Source organism: Duganella violaceipulchra, assembly GCF_019166075.1.
Lineage (GTDB): Bacteria > Pseudomonadota > Gammaproteobacteria > Burkholderiales > Burkholderiaceae_D > Rugamonas > Rugamonas violaceipulchra.
Genome location: NZ_JAHTGR010000006.1, coordinates 35,406 through 55,123 on the forward strand (window position 1 = coordinate 35,406; position 19,718 = coordinate 55,123).

17 protein-coding genes are annotated in these 19,718 nt (G+C 65.7%); 4 read left to right on the forward strand and 13 right to left on the reverse strand.

Annotated features, from left to right (window positions below; all coding sequences use genetic code 11):
• Position 1: 1 nt before the first annotated feature.
• Entirely contained in the window at positions 2–1,159 is a 1,158-nt protein-coding gene (locus tag KVP70_RS12755) for an FAD-dependent oxidoreductase (RefSeq protein ID WP_217942609.1), read from the reverse strand.
• 97 nt (positions 1,160–1,256) lie between these two features.
• On the opposite strand from KVP70_RS12755, the gene KVP70_RS12760 reads away from it, so the two are divergent.
• Positions 1,257–2,057, forward strand: coding sequence for an AraC family transcriptional regulator (locus tag KVP70_RS12760; RefSeq protein WP_217942610.1), 801 nt, complete (start codon positions 1,257–1,259; stop codon positions 2,055–2,057).
• 14 nt (positions 2,058–2,071) lie between these two features.
• Here the strand turns inward: KVP70_RS12760 and KVP70_RS12765 are convergent, their stop codons facing one another.
• The 7 genes from KVP70_RS12765 to KVP70_RS12795 all read right to left on the reverse strand — a co-directional run bounded on the left by KVP70_RS12765 (position 2,072) and on the right by KVP70_RS12795 (position 10,040).
• Entirely contained in the window at positions 2,072–2,869 is a 798-nt protein-coding gene (locus KVP70_RS12765; protein WP_217942611.1) for a ferritin-like domain-containing protein, read from the reverse strand.
• Between the two features lie 102 nt (positions 2,870–2,971).
• Entirely contained in the window at positions 2,972–3,727 is a 756-nt protein-coding gene (locus tag KVP70_RS12770) for a nucleotidyl transferase AbiEii/AbiGii toxin family protein (protein WP_229224787.1), read from the reverse strand.
• Positions 3,688–4,164, reverse strand: a complete 477-nt coding sequence (locus tag KVP70_RS12775; protein ID WP_217942612.1) for a helix-turn-helix domain-containing protein — start codon at positions 4,162–4,164, stop codon at positions 3,688–3,690. Before KVP70_RS12775 ends, KVP70_RS12770 begins: the two co-directional genes overlap by 40 nt.
• 82 nt (positions 4,165–4,246) lie before the next feature.
• Entirely contained in the window at positions 4,247–5,278 is a 1,032-nt protein-coding gene (locus KVP70_RS12780; protein WP_217942613.1) for a S66 peptidase family protein, read from the reverse strand.
• Positions 5,278–8,043 (reverse strand): TonB-dependent receptor, encoded by a 2,766-nt coding sequence (locus KVP70_RS12785; protein WP_262311688.1) that lies wholly within the window; start codon positions 8,041–8,043, stop codon positions 5,278–5,280. The genes KVP70_RS12780 and KVP70_RS12785 overlap by 1 nt, the downstream gene beginning before the upstream one ends.
• A 196-nt stretch (positions 8,044–8,239) precedes the next feature.
• Positions 8,240–9,130, reverse strand: a complete 891-nt coding sequence (locus KVP70_RS12790; RefSeq protein WP_217942614.1) for a LysR family transcriptional regulator — start codon at positions 9,128–9,130, stop codon at positions 8,240–8,242.
• 25 nt (positions 9,131–9,155) lie between these two features.
• On the reverse strand, positions 9,156–10,040 hold the full coding sequence (locus KVP70_RS12795; protein WP_217942615.1) for an N-acetylmuramic acid 6-phosphate etherase: 885 nt from the start codon (positions 10,038–10,040) through the stop codon (positions 9,156–9,158).
• Positions 10,041–10,189: 149 nt separating this feature from the next.
• On the opposite strand from KVP70_RS12795, the gene KVP70_RS12800 reads away from it, so the two are divergent.
• Together KVP70_RS12800 and KVP70_RS12805 are read left to right on the forward strand one after the other, a co-directional pair.
• A complete protein-coding gene (locus KVP70_RS12800) occupies positions 10,190–11,458 on the forward strand; it encodes a serine hydrolase domain-containing protein (protein WP_229224789.1) in 1,269 nt (422 codons plus the stop codon).
• 4 nt (positions 11,459–11,462) lie between these two features.
• A complete protein-coding gene (locus tag KVP70_RS12805; RefSeq protein ID WP_217942616.1) occupies positions 11,463–12,701 on the forward strand; it encodes a D-amino acid dehydrogenase in 1,239 nt (412 codons plus the stop codon).
• 3 nt (positions 12,702–12,704) lie between these two features.
• Here the strand turns inward: KVP70_RS12805 and mmsB are convergent, their stop codons facing one another.
• The 5 genes from mmsB to KVP70_RS12830 are packed head-to-tail and all read right to left on the reverse strand — an operon-like array spanning position 12,705 to position 18,175.
• On the reverse strand, positions 12,705–13,592 hold the full coding sequence (gene mmsB, locus KVP70_RS12810) for a 3-hydroxyisobutyrate dehydrogenase (RefSeq protein WP_217942617.1): 888 nt from the start codon (positions 13,590–13,592) through the stop codon (positions 12,705–12,707).
• Between the two features lie 12 nt (positions 13,593–13,604).
• Positions 13,605–14,732, reverse strand: coding sequence for an enoyl-CoA hydratase/isomerase family protein (locus tag KVP70_RS12815; RefSeq protein ID WP_217942618.1), 1,128 nt, complete (start codon positions 14,730–14,732; stop codon positions 13,605–13,607).
• On the reverse strand, positions 14,725–15,510 hold the full coding sequence (locus KVP70_RS12820; protein WP_217942619.1) for an enoyl-CoA hydratase: 786 nt from the start codon (positions 15,508–15,510) through the stop codon (positions 14,725–14,727). Before KVP70_RS12820 ends, KVP70_RS12815 begins: the two co-directional genes overlap by 8 nt.
• Positions 15,507–16,667, reverse strand: a complete 1,161-nt coding sequence (locus KVP70_RS12825) for an acyl-CoA dehydrogenase family protein (protein ID WP_217942620.1) — start codon at positions 16,665–16,667, stop codon at positions 15,507–15,509. Before KVP70_RS12825 ends, KVP70_RS12820 begins: the two co-directional genes overlap by 4 nt.
• A 5-nt stretch (positions 16,668–16,672) precedes the next feature.
• Positions 16,673–18,175, reverse strand: coding sequence for a CoA-acylating methylmalonate-semialdehyde dehydrogenase (locus KVP70_RS12830; protein ID WP_217942621.1), 1,503 nt, complete (start codon positions 18,173–18,175; stop codon positions 16,673–16,675).
• 140 nt (positions 18,176–18,315) lie between these two features.
• On the opposite strand from KVP70_RS12830, the gene KVP70_RS12835 reads away from it, so the two are divergent.
• Positions 18,316–19,686: a short-chain fatty acyl-CoA regulator family protein gene (locus tag KVP70_RS12835; protein ID WP_217942622.1), complete on the forward strand. Its 1,371-nt coding sequence runs from the start codon at positions 18,316–18,318 to the stop codon at positions 19,684–19,686.
• Positions 19,687–19,718 lie beyond the last annotated feature (32 nt).

The following is a 19,718-nucleotide window of genomic DNA, read 5'->3' on the forward strand; positions in this document are numbered from 1 at the left end:
GTCAGCGCCCGTCCGCCGCCCCGCGCACAGCGCCGTACAACTGCTGGCCGCCTCGCGTCGAGGCCGCCAGCGCCGCGCCCGCGCGCAGTCGCATCTCGTGTTCGTATCGCGCCACGGCCTGCTCCAGCGTTGCAGCGCCCGCCAACGTCGCCGACAGTTGCGTGGCCAGCGCGGCGGCATCGCGCAGCGCGCTATTGCAACCCAGGCCACTTGCCGGGCTCATCACATGTAGCGCGTCGCCCAGCGCGGTCACCCTGCCCGCGACCGTCGCCAACGGCGCGCACGCCTGCCGCACCGGCAGCATGGCCAGCGTGCCGTCCGGCGTGGCGTCAAACACCGCGCGCAGTCCCGTTGCCCAATGTTCACTGACGGTGGTGAGCCAGCGCCGCACGGCGCCGTCCGCCGTGGGTAGTTGGGCGCCCAGGCCGAAGCGTTCGCGCCGCCCTATCATCGCCCAGTACAGGTAGTCGTCGACCGGCGTCAGCGACGTCGCGTCGGCAAAGCGCATGGCGTCGAGCACCAGCGCCAGATCGTCGCCGAACACCACCGACGTGCCCCGGCGCAGCAGCGGCGCGACCGCCTCGCTATCCAACGCCGCCTTGCCGTAGATGCAAACAGCGCCGGTATCGCCGCCGCCAGCCGAGGGGAAGCACTGCGCCGCCACGCGCGACTGGCTGCCGTCGGCGCCGACCAGCAGATCGGCCCGGCAGCGCGTGCCATCGGCGAAATCAAACGACACGCGGCCGTCGCTGTGGCGGCCGAGCTCGCGCAGCTCCTTGCCGAAGTGGACCCTGTCGGCGATGCCGCACAACAGCGCCTCGCGCAGCGTCTGGCGGTGGGCCTTGAGGTCCGGCTCCTTGTCCCAGGCGTCGTTCCAGGCCGCCGCGCTGTTGAGCAGGACGTCCAGCGCCTGGACCTGCCCGAGATCCTGCGCGCAACTGGCCTGCAACAAGGCGTACAACTGCGGCGGCAGGCAATCGCGCAGCGCCGCCTGGCCGTCGGCATTGATGCGCAGGCGATAGCCCTGGGGGCGGCTGTCCAGCGCCGCGTCGCGTTCGTACACGTCGAACGCAATGCCTTGCCGCTTCAGCCCCTGGGCCAGGCAAAGGCCGCCGGGGCCGGCGCCGATGATGGCGACGCGGAATCGATTTTTCTGCATGGGTGTTAGTCCTGATGGGTTGCGAAGAACGCCAGTATTGGACAATTCGGCCATGCAGTGATAACGTGGTTTGGTCAATAAATAATGAATTTGAGCCATGCCGGAAAATCACAGCGAGCGCCTGGATGGCCCCGAACTGATCGTGCTGAGGGGCGATCCTGGCCAGGATAGTGAGTTTCAACTGGGGACGCGGGAATATGATTGGCACCGTCATCATCGCGGCCAGGTTTTCTGCGTGGAGAGCGGCCTGGTGCATGTGCGGACCGCGACCGGTTCGTGGCTGCTGCCGCCGCAACGAGCGGGCTGGCTGCCCCCGGGTGAGCTGCATAAAGTGAGCATTACGGGAGCGGGCAGTGGCTGGACCGTGCTGCTGACGCCGGCCGCCAGCGCGCAACTGCCGCCCCACCCCACCGTCATCGGCGTGACCGAGATCATGCGGGCGCTGGTGCGCCAGGCCGCCACGTGGACCGGACAGGCGGCGCTGACGCCGCCGCAGCAACGCGTGTTGTCGGTGCTGCTGGATGAACTGCACCAGCAACCGCAAGCGGCCCTGCACCTGCCGATGCCGCAGGACCGCCGCCTGCTGCGCATCACCGCCGAACTGGCCTCCGCGCCGGGCGAAGGCCGCGGCCTCGCCGACTGGGCGGACTGGGCGGGTCTGTCGGCGCGCAGCATGAGCCGGCTGTTTCGCAGCGAAACCGGTTGCAGCTTCGGCCAGTGGCGGCAGCAATTCCTGTTGTCGATCGCGCTGGAGCGCTTGGCCCAGGGCGAATCGGTGAACGCCGTGTCCGATGCGCTGGGTTATGCCACGACCAGCAACTTCATCGTCATGTTCAAGCGCCATTTCGGCGCGTCGCCCGGGCGATATTTTAGAAACAGAGAAGCGGCGGAGACTTAGCGCCGCGCTTGCTGTTACAGAGCGCGGATATCTTCCTCGGTAAAGCCGGCTTTCAGGCGGGCTTCGATGTTGAACGGTCCGCGCGGCGTCGGCGCCTTGTAGCGGATCGCCAGTTCGGCATAGGTGGCGCGTGGCTCCAGACCGCGTTGCTGGCACAGGTAGTTGTACCAGCGGTTGCCGATCTCGACATGGCCAACCTCGTCGCGCAGGATGATGTCCAGGATGGCTGCGGCGTCGCGGTCACCGGCCTGGGCCAGCTTGGCGCGCAGCGGCGGGATCGCGTCGAGCCCGCGCGCTTCGAGCGTGCGCGGCACCAGCGCCATGCGCGCCAGCACGTCTTCGGTGGTCTTGCCGACCATCTCCCACAGGCTGTCGTGGGCAGGGAAATCGCCGTACTGGTAGCCCAGCGTTTGCAAATGTGCGGACAGCATCGCGAAGTGGGTCGCCTCCTCGGCGGACACGCGCAGCCAGTCGATGTAGTACTCCTGCGGCAAGTCCGGGAAGCGCCACAGCGCATCGAGCGCCAGGTTGACGGCGTTGAATTCGATGTGGGCCAGCGCGTGGATCAGCATGGCCCTGCCCTCCACCGTTGCCATGGAACGCCGTCCCACCGACAGCGGCGGCACTAGTTCCGGCTTTTCCGGCCGGCCCGGAATGGCGCCTGCCGGCACGATGGCGCCCGCCGGCTCCAGCCCGCACTCGCCCGCGCGCGACGCCGCCGCCATCGCGGCGACTGCCGCCACTTTGGAGGCGGGGTCGTTCTCTAGCAGGCAATGCAGCGCGTAGGCGCGCAACTCGGTTGGGATGGCCATGGTGTTCCTTGAAGCTTGAAAAAGGACGCAGTGTAACAAATCCCTGCCGTGATGCGGGTCGACAATACTGAGCCGCGCAGCATGCTGATCGTGGTCATGGTTCTACTTCTGCGGTTGCCCATGGCGGAGCGCCGTATCCTTTTGGGCTTGTGTGTCGACCATGGCGATCAGCGAACCTTTCAGCGAACCTTTCAGCGAACAACAGGCCTGCTCAAAGCTCGGATGAAAATTCAGGGCATCAATCGCGTCGAACTGTTGTTTCAGTTGTGCATGTCGTTCATCGAGCTGCTGAAATATCGCCGTCACATGCCTGGTCATGAATTCGTGCGCCGACATTAACACTTCGGGTTCGCGCTCGACTATCAGGACAAAGTCAAAGATATCGCGTCCCGTAATGCGATCGCCCCGATGCCACATTTTTTTCGCGATGATCTCAATCGAACTCTCCACCCGCACCTCATGCCCGAGGATCGTCTGCATCTCAAACCCCGGTGTCGTTAGATTTGGGGCCGCCACGAAGTCGATCTCGCCTTCCGGAAGAAATAGCTTAACGTAGCTGGCATCTTCCACGTAATCGGTTGTGATCGATTCGGCGACATCACTTAGGCGGGGCGTGACGAAACCCAGCGACTGTGGATCAGGCACGAAAATATCGATGTCCTTGCTGTAACGGTGGCTGTACCGAAGCATGAGCACTGTACCTCCGCCCATGGTCCAGAATGGATCCACGCGGCCGTGCTTGGCGATTTCACCGATGAGTGTCATCGCGTGCGAAAACAAGGTTTCCCAAGTCCGGGGAATCACAGGTGAACTGGCCATTACCAGACCGCTCGGCAAACCTTCCACTGCGTCGCCCAAAGACTGAGGTTCTTCATGATTTTCTTTGCAGGTACATCGGGGGTCGCAGCCTCGGCGATCGCCTTCACTACAATCGGCAAGGGCGTCTCATCGAGCAAAGCCATCAAATGCGGATGAAATTGTTCCGGCGCCACGCCAGAACGTAGCATCGCCGACAACATGGGAGGGGTGACCGCGTCCCGGTAGCTGGTACTGACGCTGCGCGCGACAACCTCAAGCGCACTCTTCATTCCAGCGGGTTGGACGGTCTCCACATCGAGTCCTAAAATATCCAACACAGTCTTTAATTTGGAGTAGCCGAGGTCCTTCAGCGTGCCGTTTTCCAGTTGATTAATGGTTACGCGGGAGAGCCCAGAAAATTTGGCGACATGCTCCTGCAGCAGGCCAACCTGAATACGCCTGCTGTGAATTTCGCCACCAATTTGGGCTAGGTTCATACCCGTCACCACATAATGTTAAATATATTGAACATTATAACGCTGATTTCGGCCACTCCAATTGGATAATGGACTGCCGTCTTTAGCTGACGGCCGGCTCCAGCAAGGTCAGGGTTTGCTGCTCCGTGTCCAGCCTGGCGCGCAGGCCGACGGGCAGCGTGAATTGGTGCCGGATGTGGCCGAAGGAGTAGCCCGCCACGGCCGGCCGGGTCAGCGGCAGCAGGTGCTGGTCGACGGTATCTTCCAGCGACAGCGCGCTCTCGCCGTCCACGCCTTCGCAATTTTCAAAGATGCCCAGCACGACGGCGGCGGCATGGCGGTAGCCCAGGCTGAGCTGGAGCTGCGTCATCATGCGGTCGATGCGGTAGGGTTCTTCATTGACTTCCTCCAGGTACAGAATGGCGCCCCTGAAATCGGCCGCGTACGGTGTGCCGGCCAGCGCGCTGACCAGCGACAGGTTGCCGCCGATGAGGCGCCCAGTGGCCACGCCGCCGTGCACGGTGCGCGGCGCTGGATTGTCCGCAGACATGGCGATCGTGTAGTTGGCTTGCGGCGCCATCAGCACGTTGCGCAGTTGCTCCACCGAGTAGTCGGAAAAGGTGGACGTGGCCACCGGCCCGTGAAACGTCACCAGCCCTGCTTTCTTGAGCAAGGCCAGGTGCAGGCAGGTGATGTCGGAATAGCCGATCAGCACTTTGGGATGCGCGCGGATCAGCCGGTAGTCGATGTGCTCCAGCAGCGAGATGCAGCCTGAGCCGCCGCGCACCGCCCACACCGCCTTGATGTCCGGATCGGCAAACATCGCGTGCAAATCCGCCAGCCGCTGCTCGACCGTGCCGGCGTAATTGCCGTAGACGTAGTGGATGTTGCCGCCCAATCGCACCCGCAAGCCCAGCGATTCGATATTGGCCACGGCCTGGGCCAGCGCCGCATCATTGGTGTGGCCACCGGGGGCGATCAGGCCAACCAGGTCTCCCGGCTGCAGACGGCGCGGTTTAAGCAGTCGCATGGTCTTCCTCCCGGCCGGCGCGGCCGCCGCGGCGCTGGTAGCCGCCGCCAACGCCGCGGCGGCCAGCAGATTGCCGAACCGCCGCCGGCCATGGTCTGCCGTCATTACAGGAACTTATACTTGAGCAGTACGTTGAGTGCTCGCCCACGCGGATCGGCCACCCGTGGATCCCAACCTGCGCCCACCACTTCATCCACGTTGTGCGCGGTGAACGGTGGATCGGTGTCGAGCAGGTTCTGGATGCCGAGCGTGATCGTGACGTTCCTGAAGCCGGTGTAGCTCGCCGACAAATCGTACTTGGTGTAGGCCTTCACGTTGGGGTTGAAGCCGGGGGGCGGCGCCGCCTTGCCGCCGTCCGGCAGCTGGTCCTTGTAGCCGGTGCTGTAGCTCTGGATCAGCATGCCGCTCCAGTCGCCGCGCGACAGACTCAGGCTGGCGTTGTGCTTCCAGCGCAGGTACAGGTCGCGGCTGTAGAAGTTGCCGACATATTCCTGGTAGGGCTGGCCTTCGATCTCGGCGAACTTGAAGCTCCGGGTGTAGGTGCCATCCAGGTTGAAGGCCCACTTGTAGCTGTCGAGCTTGCCCTCGCCGCGCAGGCTCACGTCGGCGCCGCGCGTCTTGGTGCCGGCGGCGTTGATCCAGCCGGCGTTGACGTAGTTGATCGTGTTGTCGGGATTGCGGATGATGTTCTGCGACAGCAGCGCCGCGTTGGCCAGCACGATCTGCGGCGTGCGGTTCAGGATGCGGTTCTGCGAGTTGATGGCCCAGTAGTCGATCGATGCCGAGTAGCCGCGCACCGGCTCGATCACCATGCCCAAGCTGCCCTGCTTCGAGGTTTCCGGCTTGAGCGCGGGATTGCCGCCGCTGAAGTAAGGCAGGCGCGCAATGGCGCAGAAGGCAGGATCGCCGGGATGGCTCGGGCAGTAGACCGGATCGATGATCCCGTTCGGCAGTTCCTGCGACAAGCGGCCGGAATACAGCTGCGTGAAGCTCGGCGCCAGGAAGCCCTTGTTGGCCGAGCCGCGCAACACCAGCATGCCGTTCGGCTGGTAGCGGAACGAGATCTTCGGATTGGTGGTCGAGCCGAATACGCTGTAGTGGTCGCGGCGCAGGGCCAGCTGGGTTTCCAGCTCCTTGGTGATCGGAATAATCAACTCGGTGTAGACCGCCTTGATGTCGCGGCTGGCTTCGTTCAAGGCGGCGTTCCCTGGCGACAGCAGGATCTGTGTGGCGTCGACATCCTGGGCGAAGTTGTAGCCTTCGCGGCGCAAGTCGAAACCGACCGCCATCGACACCGGACCAGCCGGCAACTGCCAGACTTCGCCGGACAGGTTGCCGTCCAACTGGGTCAAGCTGGTTTTGCCGTGCTGGAAAGCGCCGTTGAATCTGGTCGATTCGATCAACTGCATGGCTTCCGGCGTCTGGCTTTGTCCGGCGCTGAGCCAGGGGTTGATGATGCCGCTGCCCAGCGCGGAGTAGATCTTGCTGGTGTAGCCGTAGCCGCCGATCAGCGCGGTCTTGGTCGTGCTCTCGCCGTGCGACAGGCCGGCGCGGTAGTCCCACTTGCCGAGCAATACGCCTTCCGCGCCGATCAGCAGGCGGGCGTTGTCGGTGACATCCTCCTGCATGCGGTTGCCCCACGGGTTGGCGCGCCATTTGTAGATGATGGGCTTGGTCTTGTCGAAGCTTGGAATGAAGGCCGACAGGTCCTGGTAGTACGCGCCGCCGACCGGATAAGCATTGCCGTTGGCCAGCGAGGTCGAGATCTGCACCGGGGTGAATTCCGCCGTGGCCTTGTTGTGGCCGTACAGCGCCTCGACGAACAGCTTGTGGTCGGGACTGATTTGCAGCGTGCCGCGCGCGACCGCGTTCAGGCGCTCGACCGGGAAGTTGATGATGTAGTCGGCGCCGTAGTCGTAGGCGCAGGAATAGGTGCTGCGGGTGGCCGCCGTGACATCCTTCCACAACGCGGTCTGGTATTGCGACATGCCTGGTATGGAATCGCACTTGCCCTGGAAGCTGAGCGGGTTCGCTTGCAGATAGGTGGTCGGATCGCCCGGCCGCTTGAAGCCGGTGCCCAGGGCGGTGCCGGCGCCGCTCAGCTGGTTGGCATAGGGCGTGCCGGTGGTGTCCGGCGACAGGCCGCGCTCGGGCTGGAAGCCGTTGGCGAAGGCGCGGTCGTGCGAGCTCAGCTTTTCGTTGTTGTCATAGGTGACGCTGCCCATGACGTTGAAACCCTCCTTCTGCAACGACCCGACGCCGCCCAACAGCGACAGCCTGCGGTTGGCGCCGCCGCCATGCTGGGTGAAATTGTCGTTGAGCGAGACTTCGAGGCCGTGATAGTCTGTGCGCAAGATGAAGTTGATGACGCCGCCGATGGCGTCGGTGCCGTAGATGGCCGAGGCGCCGTCCTTCAAGATCTCCACGCGCTGGATGGCGCCCAGCGGGATCGCATTCAAGTCGACCGCCTTGGCGCTGGCGCCGAAAGTGGCGATGCGGCGGCCGTTGAGCAGCACCAGGGTGCTGTTGGGACCAAGGCCGCGCAGCGACGCATACGAAGCGCCGCCGCTGACGCGGTCGGCATCGGCGCCAAAGACGTTGTTCCCGGAGGTCATGTTGTCTGCGCCGGTGCCGTTGGCGGACAGGCTGCGGATCAGCTGCTCGGTGCTGGTGATGCCGGATTTCTCGATGGTGTCGTAGTTGATCACCTGGACCGGCAACGCGCCCTCCTTCGCCAGCCGCTTGATGCTGCTGCCGGTGATTTCCACGCGCTGCATGACGGCGGCGCCGTCCTGTGCGAATACCGGACCTGCCGCCGGGGCGAACACGCCCATCAGCGCAATCATATGCGCCAGTTTTTTAACCTTCACGGTCTCTCCCTGTGGTGAAACTGAATGCTTATTTTTCCAGATTAGCGCCTTGCCTCATTGACCAGCCAATGAAATTAGCTTTTGCCGCTATAACTTTTAGTCATGAAGTCGCGCTCTCCCCCGCAGCATGCCAGCGGCGTGAACTTTCAGGAAAGGCATTTGTATCTTTTAAACCACATTTCCCAGGAATAAAGACCTAGGCCAGCAGCGCGCGAGCGGCCTCGGCGATGCTGGCGGCCAGCTGGCTGGCGCCGTGCGACAGCGGCGCGTGGGCCGGCGTCAGCAGATACAGCTGGATCGTGATTTCCGGCGCCCACGGCCGGCTTTGCAGGCGTCCGCGTCCCGATGCGGCGGTGAAGGGATCGACCACCGCCATGCCGCCGCCCGCTTCCACCAGCGAGCGGGCGATCTGGTAGGTCTGCACGACGGTGTGGAAATGCGGCGTGATGCCTTGTGCTTCGCAGGCGGCCAGCACCTGGTCGCCGAGCGGATCGTTGTCGGCGTAGCCGATCAGCTCACCTTCCAGCGCCGGCGCGGTGAACGGCTGCGCGATTTGCGCGGCGGACCAGCGGCCCGGCGGTGCGATCACCGTCATCACGCCCTGCGCGATCGGCTCGGCGACTATACCGGGATGGCGCGGGTCCTGCAGCGACAGGCCAAAGTCGGCCTCGCCCAGCCGCAGCGCGTTGACGATTTCGCTGGTGTGGTGGGTCGCCAGTTCGCAGCGGGTGTCGGCGAAGGCGCGCCGCCAGTTGCCCATCGCCTGCGGCAGTACGCTGGCGGCCACGGTCGGGGTCGACACCAGGCGGATGGTCTCCACCGCGCGGCCCTTGAGGCTGGCGGCCAGGCGGCGTATGCCTTGCAGGTCGCGGTTCAGTTTTTCGGTTTCGGCGAACAGGCGGTGCGCTTCCGGCTTGGGATACAGCTTGCCGCGCACGCGCTCGAACAGCGGCATGCCCAGTTGCAGTTCGCAGTGCTGCAAGACCTTGGTGACGGCTGGCTGCGAGATGTGCAGCACCTGTGCGGCGCCGCTGATGGTGCCCACTTGCATAATCGCGTGAAAAACCTCTATGTGACGCAGCCGCATCTTCCTCTTTCGCTATGACGATGCGCTACTGTAGCAGGAGTGCCGCCCGCACGCTGCCCTCCGTTTGGTCGAGCAGCGCGCGCGCCCGCGCCACCGGAACCTGGCGCAGCAGCACCACGATCGCCGCCTTGACGTGGTAATCGCATTGCTCCAGCACGAAGTGCGCGCTGGCAGCGTCGGCGCCGGTGGCGTGCATGGTCAGCGCCACGGCGCGGCGCAGCAACTTGGCGTTGGTGGCCTTCATGTCGACCATCAGGTTGCCATGGACTTTGTGCAGGCGCACCATGATGGCGCTGGAGATGGTGTTGAGGACGATCTTCTGCGAGGTGCCGGCCTTCAAGCGCGTGCTGCCGGAGATAACTTCCTGGCCGGTATCGAGCGTGATGCCGAACTCCGCCCGCGTGGCGACCGGGGCGTCGACGTTGTTGGCGATGCCGACGGTGAGCGCGCCGGCGGTGCGGGCGGCGTCCAGCGCTCCCAGCACATACGGCGTGCTGCCGGAGGCGGCCAGCAGCATCACCACGTCATTGGCTCGCGGCAGCAAGGCCGCCAGATCGAGGAAGCCTTGCTTGCTGTCGTCCTCCGCGCCCTCCACCGCCTGGAACATCGCGCCCTTGCCGCCGGCCAGCAGCGACAAGGCACGCTCGTGCGGCCACGAAAATGTCGGGTGCAGCTCCACGCAGTCCAGCACGCCGAGCCGCCCCGAGGTGCCGGCACCGACGTAGATCAGGCGTCCGCCGGCGGCGATGCGCGGTACTGCGGCCTCGACCACGGCGGCGATCACGCCGGCCGCGGCGCGCACGGCTGCGACGGCGTTGAGCTGGTCGGCGATCAGCGTCTCGACCAGCACGGCCACCGGATACTGGTCCAGGCCGGCATGTTCCTGACTGGGGGTTTCGGTTTTGAGCATGTCGAAAGTGTAAGCGTGAAGCCCGCCGCGCAGTCATGAAAGCTTGCCGGGCACTCATTCCGAAAAGTTATACGGCAAGTGCCGGTTTTCATTGGCAGGCGGGCTGCGCGCGCAGTATTCTTGGCCATCGAATCAATTCTAGGGCCACCATGAAACGCGAAATGCAGGCCTTGATGGGGATGTTGCTGATGGCGGGGGCCAGCGGCGGCGGCATGGCCGCCTCGCTGGACCAGGAACTGGCCGCCATCGCCGCCGACCCGGCGATGCCGCTGGCCAGCCTGTCGGTGCTGGCTGTGCGCGGCGGCAAGGTGCGCTACCAGTACCAAACCGGCCAGCGCCGCATCGGCGCGGCGGCCGCGCCGGCCAACGCCGACACCCTGTTCCGCATCGCTTCGGTCTCAAAGATGATGACCACCTTCGGCGTGATGCGCCTGATTGAACAGCACCAGCTGGAGCTCGATGCGGACGTGAGCCGCTATCTCGGCTATGCGCTGCGCAATCCGCACTTCCCCGACCAGCCGATCAGCTTGCGCATGCTGCTGACGCATACCTCGTCCTTGCGCGACGAAGCCGGCTATTTCTGGGGCGCCGACGTCGCCATCCGCGACCGCCTGACTGGCGGCGCGGCCGGCATGTGGGCCGGCGATCACGGTCCCGGTGGCTACTTCACGTACACCAATTTGAACTGGGGCGTGATCGGCACCATCATGGAGAAAGTCAGCGGCGAGCGTTTCGACCGCCTGATGAAGCGCCTGTTGCTGGAACCGATGGGCCTGCGCGGCGGCTACAATCCTTCCGAATTCTCGCCCGAGGAAATCGACAACGTGGCGACGCTGTACCGCAAGCGCGCCGTCGATAGCGAGGTGTGGAATCCCGACGGACCATGGATCGCGCAGGTGGACGACTACGGCGTCCGCCCGCCGGTGGCGCCCGCCGGCCTCGCCGGCTACGTCGCCGGCAGCAACGGTACGCTGTTCAGCCCGACCGGCGGCCTGCGTATCTCGGCCGCCGATCTGGGCAAGATCATGCAGATGCTGACCAACCACGGCCGCTATCAGGACCGCCAGATTCTTCAGCCGGAATCGGTGGCGCTGATGTTCCGCCAGCAGTGGAAACACAACGGCAGCAACGGCGACACCCATCGCGGCCTGTATCACAGCTGGGGCTTGGGCAGCCAGCGTTTCGATGACCGGCGGCTGGTCGAGGGTGGCGGCTTCAGCGCGGTGGGCCATCTGGGCGAGGCCTATGGCTTGATTTCCACCTTCGTGGTCGATCTGCGGCGTAGCAATGGCATGGTGTCGCTGATCGGCGGCACAGGAGCCGACCCGGATCGCAATCCCGGCCGCTACTCGGCGATGACGCGCAGCGAAGAGCGCATCCTGACGGCGCTGTATCGCCACGCCATCCTCGGCCGGTGACGCCATGAGCGAGGTGATCGTCATCGGTGGCGGCGTGGTGGGCTTGACCTCCGCATGGTGGCTGGCCGAGGCGGGCTATCGGGTGACGCTGGTGGAGCGTGAGGCCGAGGTCGGCAGCATGGCCAGCTATCGCAATGGCGGGCAACTCAGCTATCGCTACGTGTCGCCGCTGGCCGACGCCGGCGTGCCGCTGAAGGCCTTGCGGTGGCTGTTTCAACCGGATGGCCCGCTGCGCTTCCGGCTGGAGGCGGACTGGCGGCAGTGGCGCTGGCTGGCGCAATTCCTCGGCAACTGCAACGCCGCCGCCAACCGGCGCACCACCGCCACACTGTTGCAACTCGGGGCCTTGAGCCGGCAGGCGATGCACGACTTGTCGCCGCAGGTGCCGCTGGCGGCCTTCGCATGGCGCGAGGCCGGCAAGCTGGTGGTGTATCGCAGCGAGCGCCTGTTCGAGCACGCGGCCGCGCTGGCCACCGTGGATGCCGAGGTGCTGACACCAGCCGCCACGGCACTGCGCGAGCCGGCGCTGGCGGCGCTGCAAGGCGATCTGGCGGGCGGCATCTTCAATCCCGGCGAGGCGGTGGCGGATTGTCACGCGTTCTGTGTGAAGTTGATGCACCGCTTGCAAAGCCATCCCAATTTCAAAGGCGTGCTGCATCGCGATGTGACTGGAATACGGACCGATCGCGGCAAGGTGGCTTGGCTGCGCACCGCCGCCGGGCCGCTGCGGGCCGACCATTTCGTGCTGGCCGCCGGCATCCAGAGTCGCGACTTGGCGGCGAGTGCCGGCATCTATCTGCCGCTCTATCCGCTCAAAGGCTATAGCCTGACCGCGCCCATCCGTGTCGGCGACGTGGCGCCGGAGATCAGCGTGACCGACTTTGAACGCAAGGTTTTGTACGCGCGCATCGGCTCGCAGTTGCGCGTGGCGGCGATGGTGGACATGGTGGGCGCTGACACGCGCATCAGTCAGCGTCGCGTGCAGGGGCTGGTGCGGCTGGCGAAAGAAGCCATGCCCAGCGCGGCGGATTACGATCATGCCGACGCCTGGGCGGGCCTGCGTCCCGCCACGCCGGGCGGCGCGCCCATCATCGGCGCCACGCGCTACGGAAATTTCTGGCTGAATGTGGGGCACGGCCCGCTGGGTTTCACCTTTGCCTGCGGCTCGGCCAGCCTGCTGGCGGGCATGCTGCGCGGCGCGGCATCGCCCATCGCGCTGGATGGGCTGACGCTGCGCCGCTGACGATCACGATGGCTGCTGGAACAGGCGCAGGATGCTGGAGAAATCTTCCTGGCCGTGGCCTTGCTGCTGGTGCAGTTGGAACAGCTGACGCGCCAGGCTGCCCAGCGGCGTGACCGCCTGCGCCGACTGCGCTGCCTGTTGGGACAGGCCCAGATCCTTCAGCATCAGCGAAGTGCCGAAGCCGCCCGCATAGCCGCGTGACGCCGGCACGTTGTCCATCACGCCGGGCCATGGGTTGTACAGTTCCAGCACCCAGTTGCGGCCCGAGCTCTTGGCCATGATGTCCGACAGCACTTTCGGATCGAGGCCATGGGCGACGCCCAGGTTCAAGGCTTCCGCCGTGCCCGCCATCAGTATCCCCAGCAGCATGTTGTTGCAGATTTTGGCGACCTGGCCTGCGCCGGGGCCGCCGGCGTGGAAGATGTTCTTGCCCATCTGCTCCAGCACGGGCCGGGCGCGCGCCAGCGCTTCCGTTTCGCCGCCGACGATAAAGGTCAGCGTGCCGGCGGCCGCGCCGGCGGTGCCGCCCGAGACCGGCGCATCGATCATCGCCAGGCCGAGCTTGTTGGCGGCGGCCGCGACCTCGCGCGCGGCGTCGGCGGCGATGGTGCTGCAGTCGATGAACAGCGCGTTGGCGGCGGCATGGGCCAGGATGCCCTGCTCACCCAAATACAGTTCGCGCACATGGCGGTCAGCCGGCAGCATGGTGATGACCACGTCCGCCTCGCGCACCGCTGCGGCGGCCGATGCGGCGACGCGCGCGCCAGCGCTGTGCAGGCTCTCCATGGCCGCCGCCGACAGGTCGAACACCGACACCGTGCGGCCCGCGCGCAGCAGGTTGTGCGCCATCGGCGCGCCCATGTTACCCAGTCCGATAAAAGCGATCTGCATTTTGTCTCCTTGTTAGTTTAAGTCCGCCAACGGATGCTGCGGGCCCGGCGCCTCGAAGAATTCTGCGACCCTGGCCAGGGCCTCGTCCAAGGTGCGCGGCGACCATTGCGGCGCATTGTCCTTCTCCACCAGCAGCGCGCGCACGCCTTCCGCGAAATCCGGATGAGCGCAGCATTGCAGGGCGACGATCAGTTCGAGCCGGAACACATCGGCCAGGTTGAGGTGGCGGCTGCGCTGCTGCATCTCCCACACCAGCGCAACCGACGACGGCGCTCCCTTCGCCAGCGCCGCCGCCGCGCGTTGCAGCCAGACCGTATCCCCCTGGTAGCCGGTGATGGCGGCCACCACCTCGTTCAATTCGCGGCTGGCGGTCATCGCTGTGATGGTATCCCAGTTCTGGCGGACTTCCGATACCGGCAGTGACTCAGGCGCCAGACTCAGCGAACGTAGCAGCCGATCCACCACCACGGCGGCATCCGCGCTCCATTCGGTGGCGCACAAGGCTTCGACCACGGCGACGCGTTGTTCTTGCGGCAGGAAATAGTCGCCCAGGCCGGTGAACAGCGCGTCATGCGCATTCAGCGAGGCGCCGGTCAGGCCGAGGAACAGGCCGCTGCGGCCTGGCATGCGCGGCAGGAACCAGCTGCCGCCCACATCCGGGAACAGGCCGATGGTGATCTCCGGCATGGCGATGCGGGTGGTCGGCGTGACCACGCGGTGGCTGCCGCCCGCCAGCAAGCCCAGCCCGCCACCCATGACGATGCCGCCGCCCCACACCACCAGGGGTTTCGGATAGGTGTGGATCAGATGATCGAGCCGGTATTCCTCGCTGAAGAACGCCTGCGCCAGCTGGTTGGGCATGGCGCCGGGTTCGGCCAGGATGGCGTTGCGCAGTGTGCGCACGTCGCCGCCGGCGCAAAAGGCTTTGTCGGAGCTCGATTGCAGCACGACGCAGGCGATCGCGTCGTCCCCGGCCCAGTCCTGCAATGCCATGTGGAGCATGCGTATCATGTTCAAGGTCAGCGCGTGCAGCGACGAGGGGGCGTTCAGCGTGGCGACGCCGATGCGCTTGCCGCCGGCAGCTTCGCGCGCTTCCAGCAACACGGCCGGTGTGTTTTCCAGAGTGACCGTCTCACGCATTGGACCACCGCGGGGCACGCTTTTCCAGGAAGGCCTGCACGCCCTCTTTTTGATCCTGCGTGTCGAACAGATCGACAAAGCGTTCGCGTTCCTGCGGCAGCATGTGCTGCGGCGGCAGGCTGCGCGCGCCTTGGATCAACGCCTTGCAAACGGTGACGGCGCTCGGGCTCTGACGCCACGATTTCTCCGCCAGGGCCAGCGCCGCATCCAATCCGGCGCCGGTGGCGACCACTTCCTCCACCAACCCGATCGCCAGCGCGCGCCGCGCGTCGATACGTTCGCCGCACAATATCATGCGCTTGGCCCAGCCTTCGCCGACCAGCCACGATAGTTGCTGGGTGCCGCCGGCGCACGGCAGCAGGCCGACCGCCGCTTCCGGCAGGGCCATTTGCGCATGCTCTTCGGCGATGCGGATGTCGCAGGCCAAAGCGCACTCCAGCCCGCCACCCATGGCGTAGCCGTTGATCGCGGCGATGCTGACGCCGCGGAAGCCGGACAAGGCCTCGAATGCCTTGCCGAAGCGCTGCGCCATCGCCCGCGCCACGGCCTTGTCGCCGTCGGCGAACAGTTTCAGGTCGGCGCCGGCCGAGAAGAACTTGGCGCCGCCGCCGGTGATCACCAGCGCGTAGATGTCGCGCTCGGCGTTCAGGTCGGCCACCAGTTCGGCCAGTGCCGCCAGGCTTTCCAGCGTCCACGTGTGGGCTGGCGGGTTGTCGAGGGTGACGACGGCCGTGTGCTGGCGCCGTTCGACTTGCAGGTTCGCGTAGGTTTTATTCATTTGATGTGCTCCGTGGCGCCCTCGCGCAGGATGGCCCTGCCGACGATGAGGCGCATGATTTCATTGGTACCTTCGAGGATTTGATGCACCCGCGTGTCGCGCACGTGGCGCTCCAGCGGATACTCGCGGATGTAGCCGTAGCCACCGTGCAGTTGCAGCGCTTCGTTGGCGACGGCGAAGCCGGCGTCGGTGGCGAAGCGCTTGGCCATGGCGCAGTAGACGCTGGCGTCCGGACTTTCCCGGTCCAGCTTCCACGCGGCCAGGCGCACCATCTGGCGCGCGGCGACCAGCTCGGTCACCATGTCAGCCAGCTTGAATTGCAGGGCCTGGAACTGCGCCAGCTCGCGGCCGAACTGGATGCGTTCCTTCAGATAATTGCCGGCCCGCGCCAGCGCCGCCTGCGCCGTGCCGACCGAACAGGCGGCGATGTTGATGCGGCCGCCGTCCAGGCCCTTCATCGCGATGGCGAAGCCCTGCCCCGGCTCGCCGAGCAGGTTGGCGGCCGGGATCGCCACGTTGTCGAAATGGATGGCGCAGGTGGGCTGGCTTTTCCAGCCCATCTTCTCTTCGTTCTTGCCGAAGCTGATGCCGGGCGTGTCGGCCGGGACCGCGAAGGCCGAGATGCCGGCGGCGCCGCTGTCGCCGGTGCGCGCCATCACCACCAGCAGGTCGGTGCTGCCGGCGCCCGAGATGAAGGCCTTGCTGCCGTTGAGTACATAACGGTCGCCCTGGCGTTCGGCGCGGGTGCGCAGCGAGGCCGCGTCCGAACCGGCTTGCGCTTCGGTCAGGCAGTAGCTGGCCAGCGCCTGGCCGCTGGCCAGACGCGGCACCCAGTGCTCGCACACGGCCGGGCTGCCCCAGCGCGCCACCATCCAGGTCGCCATGTTGTGGATTGACAGGTAGGCGGTGGTGGAGGTGCAGCCTGCGGCCAGCTCTTCGAAGACGATGGACGCGTCCAGCCGCGACAGGCCGAGCCCGCCGAGATGCTGCGGCGTGTACAGCCCGCAGAAGCCGAGTTCGCCCGCCTTGGCCAGCGTCCCGCGGCAGAAGTGGCCTTCCGCGTCCCAGCGGGCGGCGTTGGGCGTGAGCTCGCCCTCGGCAAACTCGCGCGCCGCCTGCTGGAAGGCTTGCTGCTCTTCGTTGAGCGCGAAGTCCATGCTCATTACTTCAGGCTGATGGTGGTGTTGACCTGGCCGACCGAGGCCGCGTCCGCAAACCAGCGCTGGGTGATGGTCTGGGTCTGGGTATAGAACAGCACCACTTGCTTGCCGTACGGTCCCAGGTCGCCCAGCTTGGAGCCGCGCGAGCCGGTAAAGCTGAACAGCGGGACCGGCACCGGAATCGGCACGTTGATGCCGACCTGGCCGACGTCGATGTCTTCCTGGAACTTGCGCGCGGCGGCGCCGCTTTGCGTGAACAGCGCGGTGCCGTTGCCGTTCGGGTTGGCGTTGACCAGGGCGATGGCCTCGTCCAGCGTGTCGGCCTCGACGACGATCAGCACCGGTCCGAAAATTTCCTGGTCATACACCGCCATGCCGGGCTTAACGCCGGACAGGATGGTCGGGCCGATGAAGTTGCCGTTCGGGTAGCCGTCGACCTTGATGGCGCGGCCGTCCAGCGCCAGCTGGGCGCCCTGCTCCAGGCCCTTGCCGATCAGCGCCAGCACGCGCTCCTTGGCGGCGCAGGAAATGACGGGGCCGAGGTCGGGATTGTTCTTGCCGGCGCCGACCGACAGCGCAGCGGCCTTCCGCACCAGCTCCGGCAGCCATGCGCGCGCCTCGCCCACCAGCACCGCGACCGACGCCGCCATGCAGCGCTGGCCGGCGGCGCCGAAGCCCGCGCCCAGCAGCTGGTTCAGGGTCTGTTCCTTGTTCGCATCCGGCAGCACGACGGCGTGGTTCTTGGCGCCCATCATGCACTGGGCGCGCTTGCCGGACAGCGTGGCGCGTTCATACACATGCTTGCCGACATGGCTGGAGCCGACGAAGGACACGGCGCGGATATCGGGATGGTCGCACAGGGCGTTGACCACCTCTTCGCCGCCGTGCACGACGTTCAGCACGCCTGCCGGAATGCCGGCTTCCAGCGCCAGCCTGACCAGCTTGACCGTCACCAGCGGGTCCTGCTCGGACGGCTTGAGCACGAAGGTGTTGCCGCAGGCGATGGCCATCGGGAACATCCACAGCGGTATCATGGCCGGGAAGTTGAACGGTGTGATGCCGGCGCACACACCCAGCGGTTGCAGCACGCTGTAGGTGTCGACGCCGCCGGCCACGTTCTGCGCGAACTCGCCCATTTGCAGCGAGCCGATGTTGGCGGCGTGCTCGACCACTTCCAGGCCGCGGAAGATGTCGCCCTCGGCGTCGAGCAGGGTCTTGCCCTGTTCGGCGGTCAGCGTGGCGGCCAGGTCGGCCATGTTTTCGCGGATCAGCTGCTGGTACTTGAGGAAGATGCGGGCGCGCGCGCCGATCGGCGTTTTACGCCAGGTCTTGAAGGCGCGCTGGCCGGCGGAAACCGCCTGCGCCACTTCGTCCACGGTGGCGAACGGGACGCGGGCCAGCACTTCCTGGGTGGCCGGGTTGACGACGTCGCGCCAGACAGTGGTGCGGGATTCGACCCATTCGCCGTTAATCAGCAAGGGTACGGTGGGGATAGCTGTGGTCATCGTCGGTCTCCTGGTGGTGTTTCAAAAGCTTGCGTTTTTTGCTAATTGTTTGCATTATTCGCTTATTGCAAACAAGCGTAAAGACGTAAAAATGCGAGGAATTGCGAAGCTGATGCCGGAATTTTGCGAAGGTTGCGAAGATGTCTAAGGTTTTCATGGGAGTGCGTTTGCAGCGCTTGCGGGAGGAACGCAAGCTGACCCAGGCCGCGCTGGCCAAGCTGCTGGACATTTCGCCCAGCTACCTGAACCAGATCGAGCGCAACCAGCGGCCGCTGACCGTATCCATCCTGTTGCGGGTGGGCGCGGTGCTGGGCGTGGACCCGCAGATTTTTTCCGAGCACGACAGCGCCGGGCTGGTGGCCGACCTGCGCGATGCCTTCAGCGAACTGCCCGACGCCGATACCCCGCTGGCGGAACTGAAGACGCTGGTCGAGAACATGCCGGGCGTGGCGCGCGCCATCGTGCAGATGCAGAGCCGCTACCGCATGGTGGCCGGGCGCGCGGCGGCGCTGGAATCGCAGTTCGACGACGGCAACCGCGGCATCAGCGTGGCGCCGCCCTCGGTGGATGAGGAAGTGCGCGATTACCTGAACCAGCGCCAGAACTATATCGATGAGCTCGACCGCGCCGCCGAGTTGCAGATGGACCCAGACGCGGCCGCCTTGCAGCGCCGGCTGGCCGAGCGGCATGGCGTGACGGTGCTGGCCTCGCATCAGTCCGGGCTGCCGGCGGCGCGGCGACAATATCATCCAGATCAAAAAATACTTTGGCTGCCCGATACGATCACTGAAGGGCAACGTGCGTTTCAAATGGCGGCGCAGTTGGGCTTGCTGGAACAGGGGGAGACGATCGCGTCGCTGGTGCGGGCAGCATCGTTTTCCAGCGACGCAACGCGGGATGGCGCGCGCCTGGCGCTGTCGAACTACTTTGCCGGGGCGGTCAGGCTGCCCTACCGCCGCTTTCTGGCGGCAGCCGAGGCTTGCGGCTACGATATCGCGCTGCTGGCGGGACAGTTCGGCGTCAGCTTCGAGGCGGTTTGCCACCGGCTCAGCACCATGCAGCGTCCGGGATTTGCCGGCCTGCCGGTGTTTTTCGTGCGCGTGGACCGGGCCGGGAATATTTCCAAGCGGCAGTCGGCGGCGGCCTTCCACTTTTCCCGCGCGGGCGGCACTTGTCCGCTGTGGGTGGTGTATGAGGCGTTCAGCCTGCCGGGCCAGGTGTTGCGACAGGTGGCGCGCATGCCGGATGGCAGCACCCATCTGTGGATTGCGCGCCAGGTCAGCAGCGGTCCGGCCGGCTTCATGGCGCCGGGCAAGTCGTTTGCCATCGCGCTGGGTTGCGATATCAGCCAGGCGCAGCGCATGGTGTACGCCAAGGGCCTGGACCTGGCCAATCCGGACGTCGCCACGCCGATCGGCAACGGGTGCAAAGTCTGCGAACGCAATGACTGTCCGCAACGGGCGTTTCCGTCCATCTTGCGACAAAAACCTGTGGCCGTCCGGCCGGCATAGCAAATCGACATCGCCTCGCGCTACAATCCTGT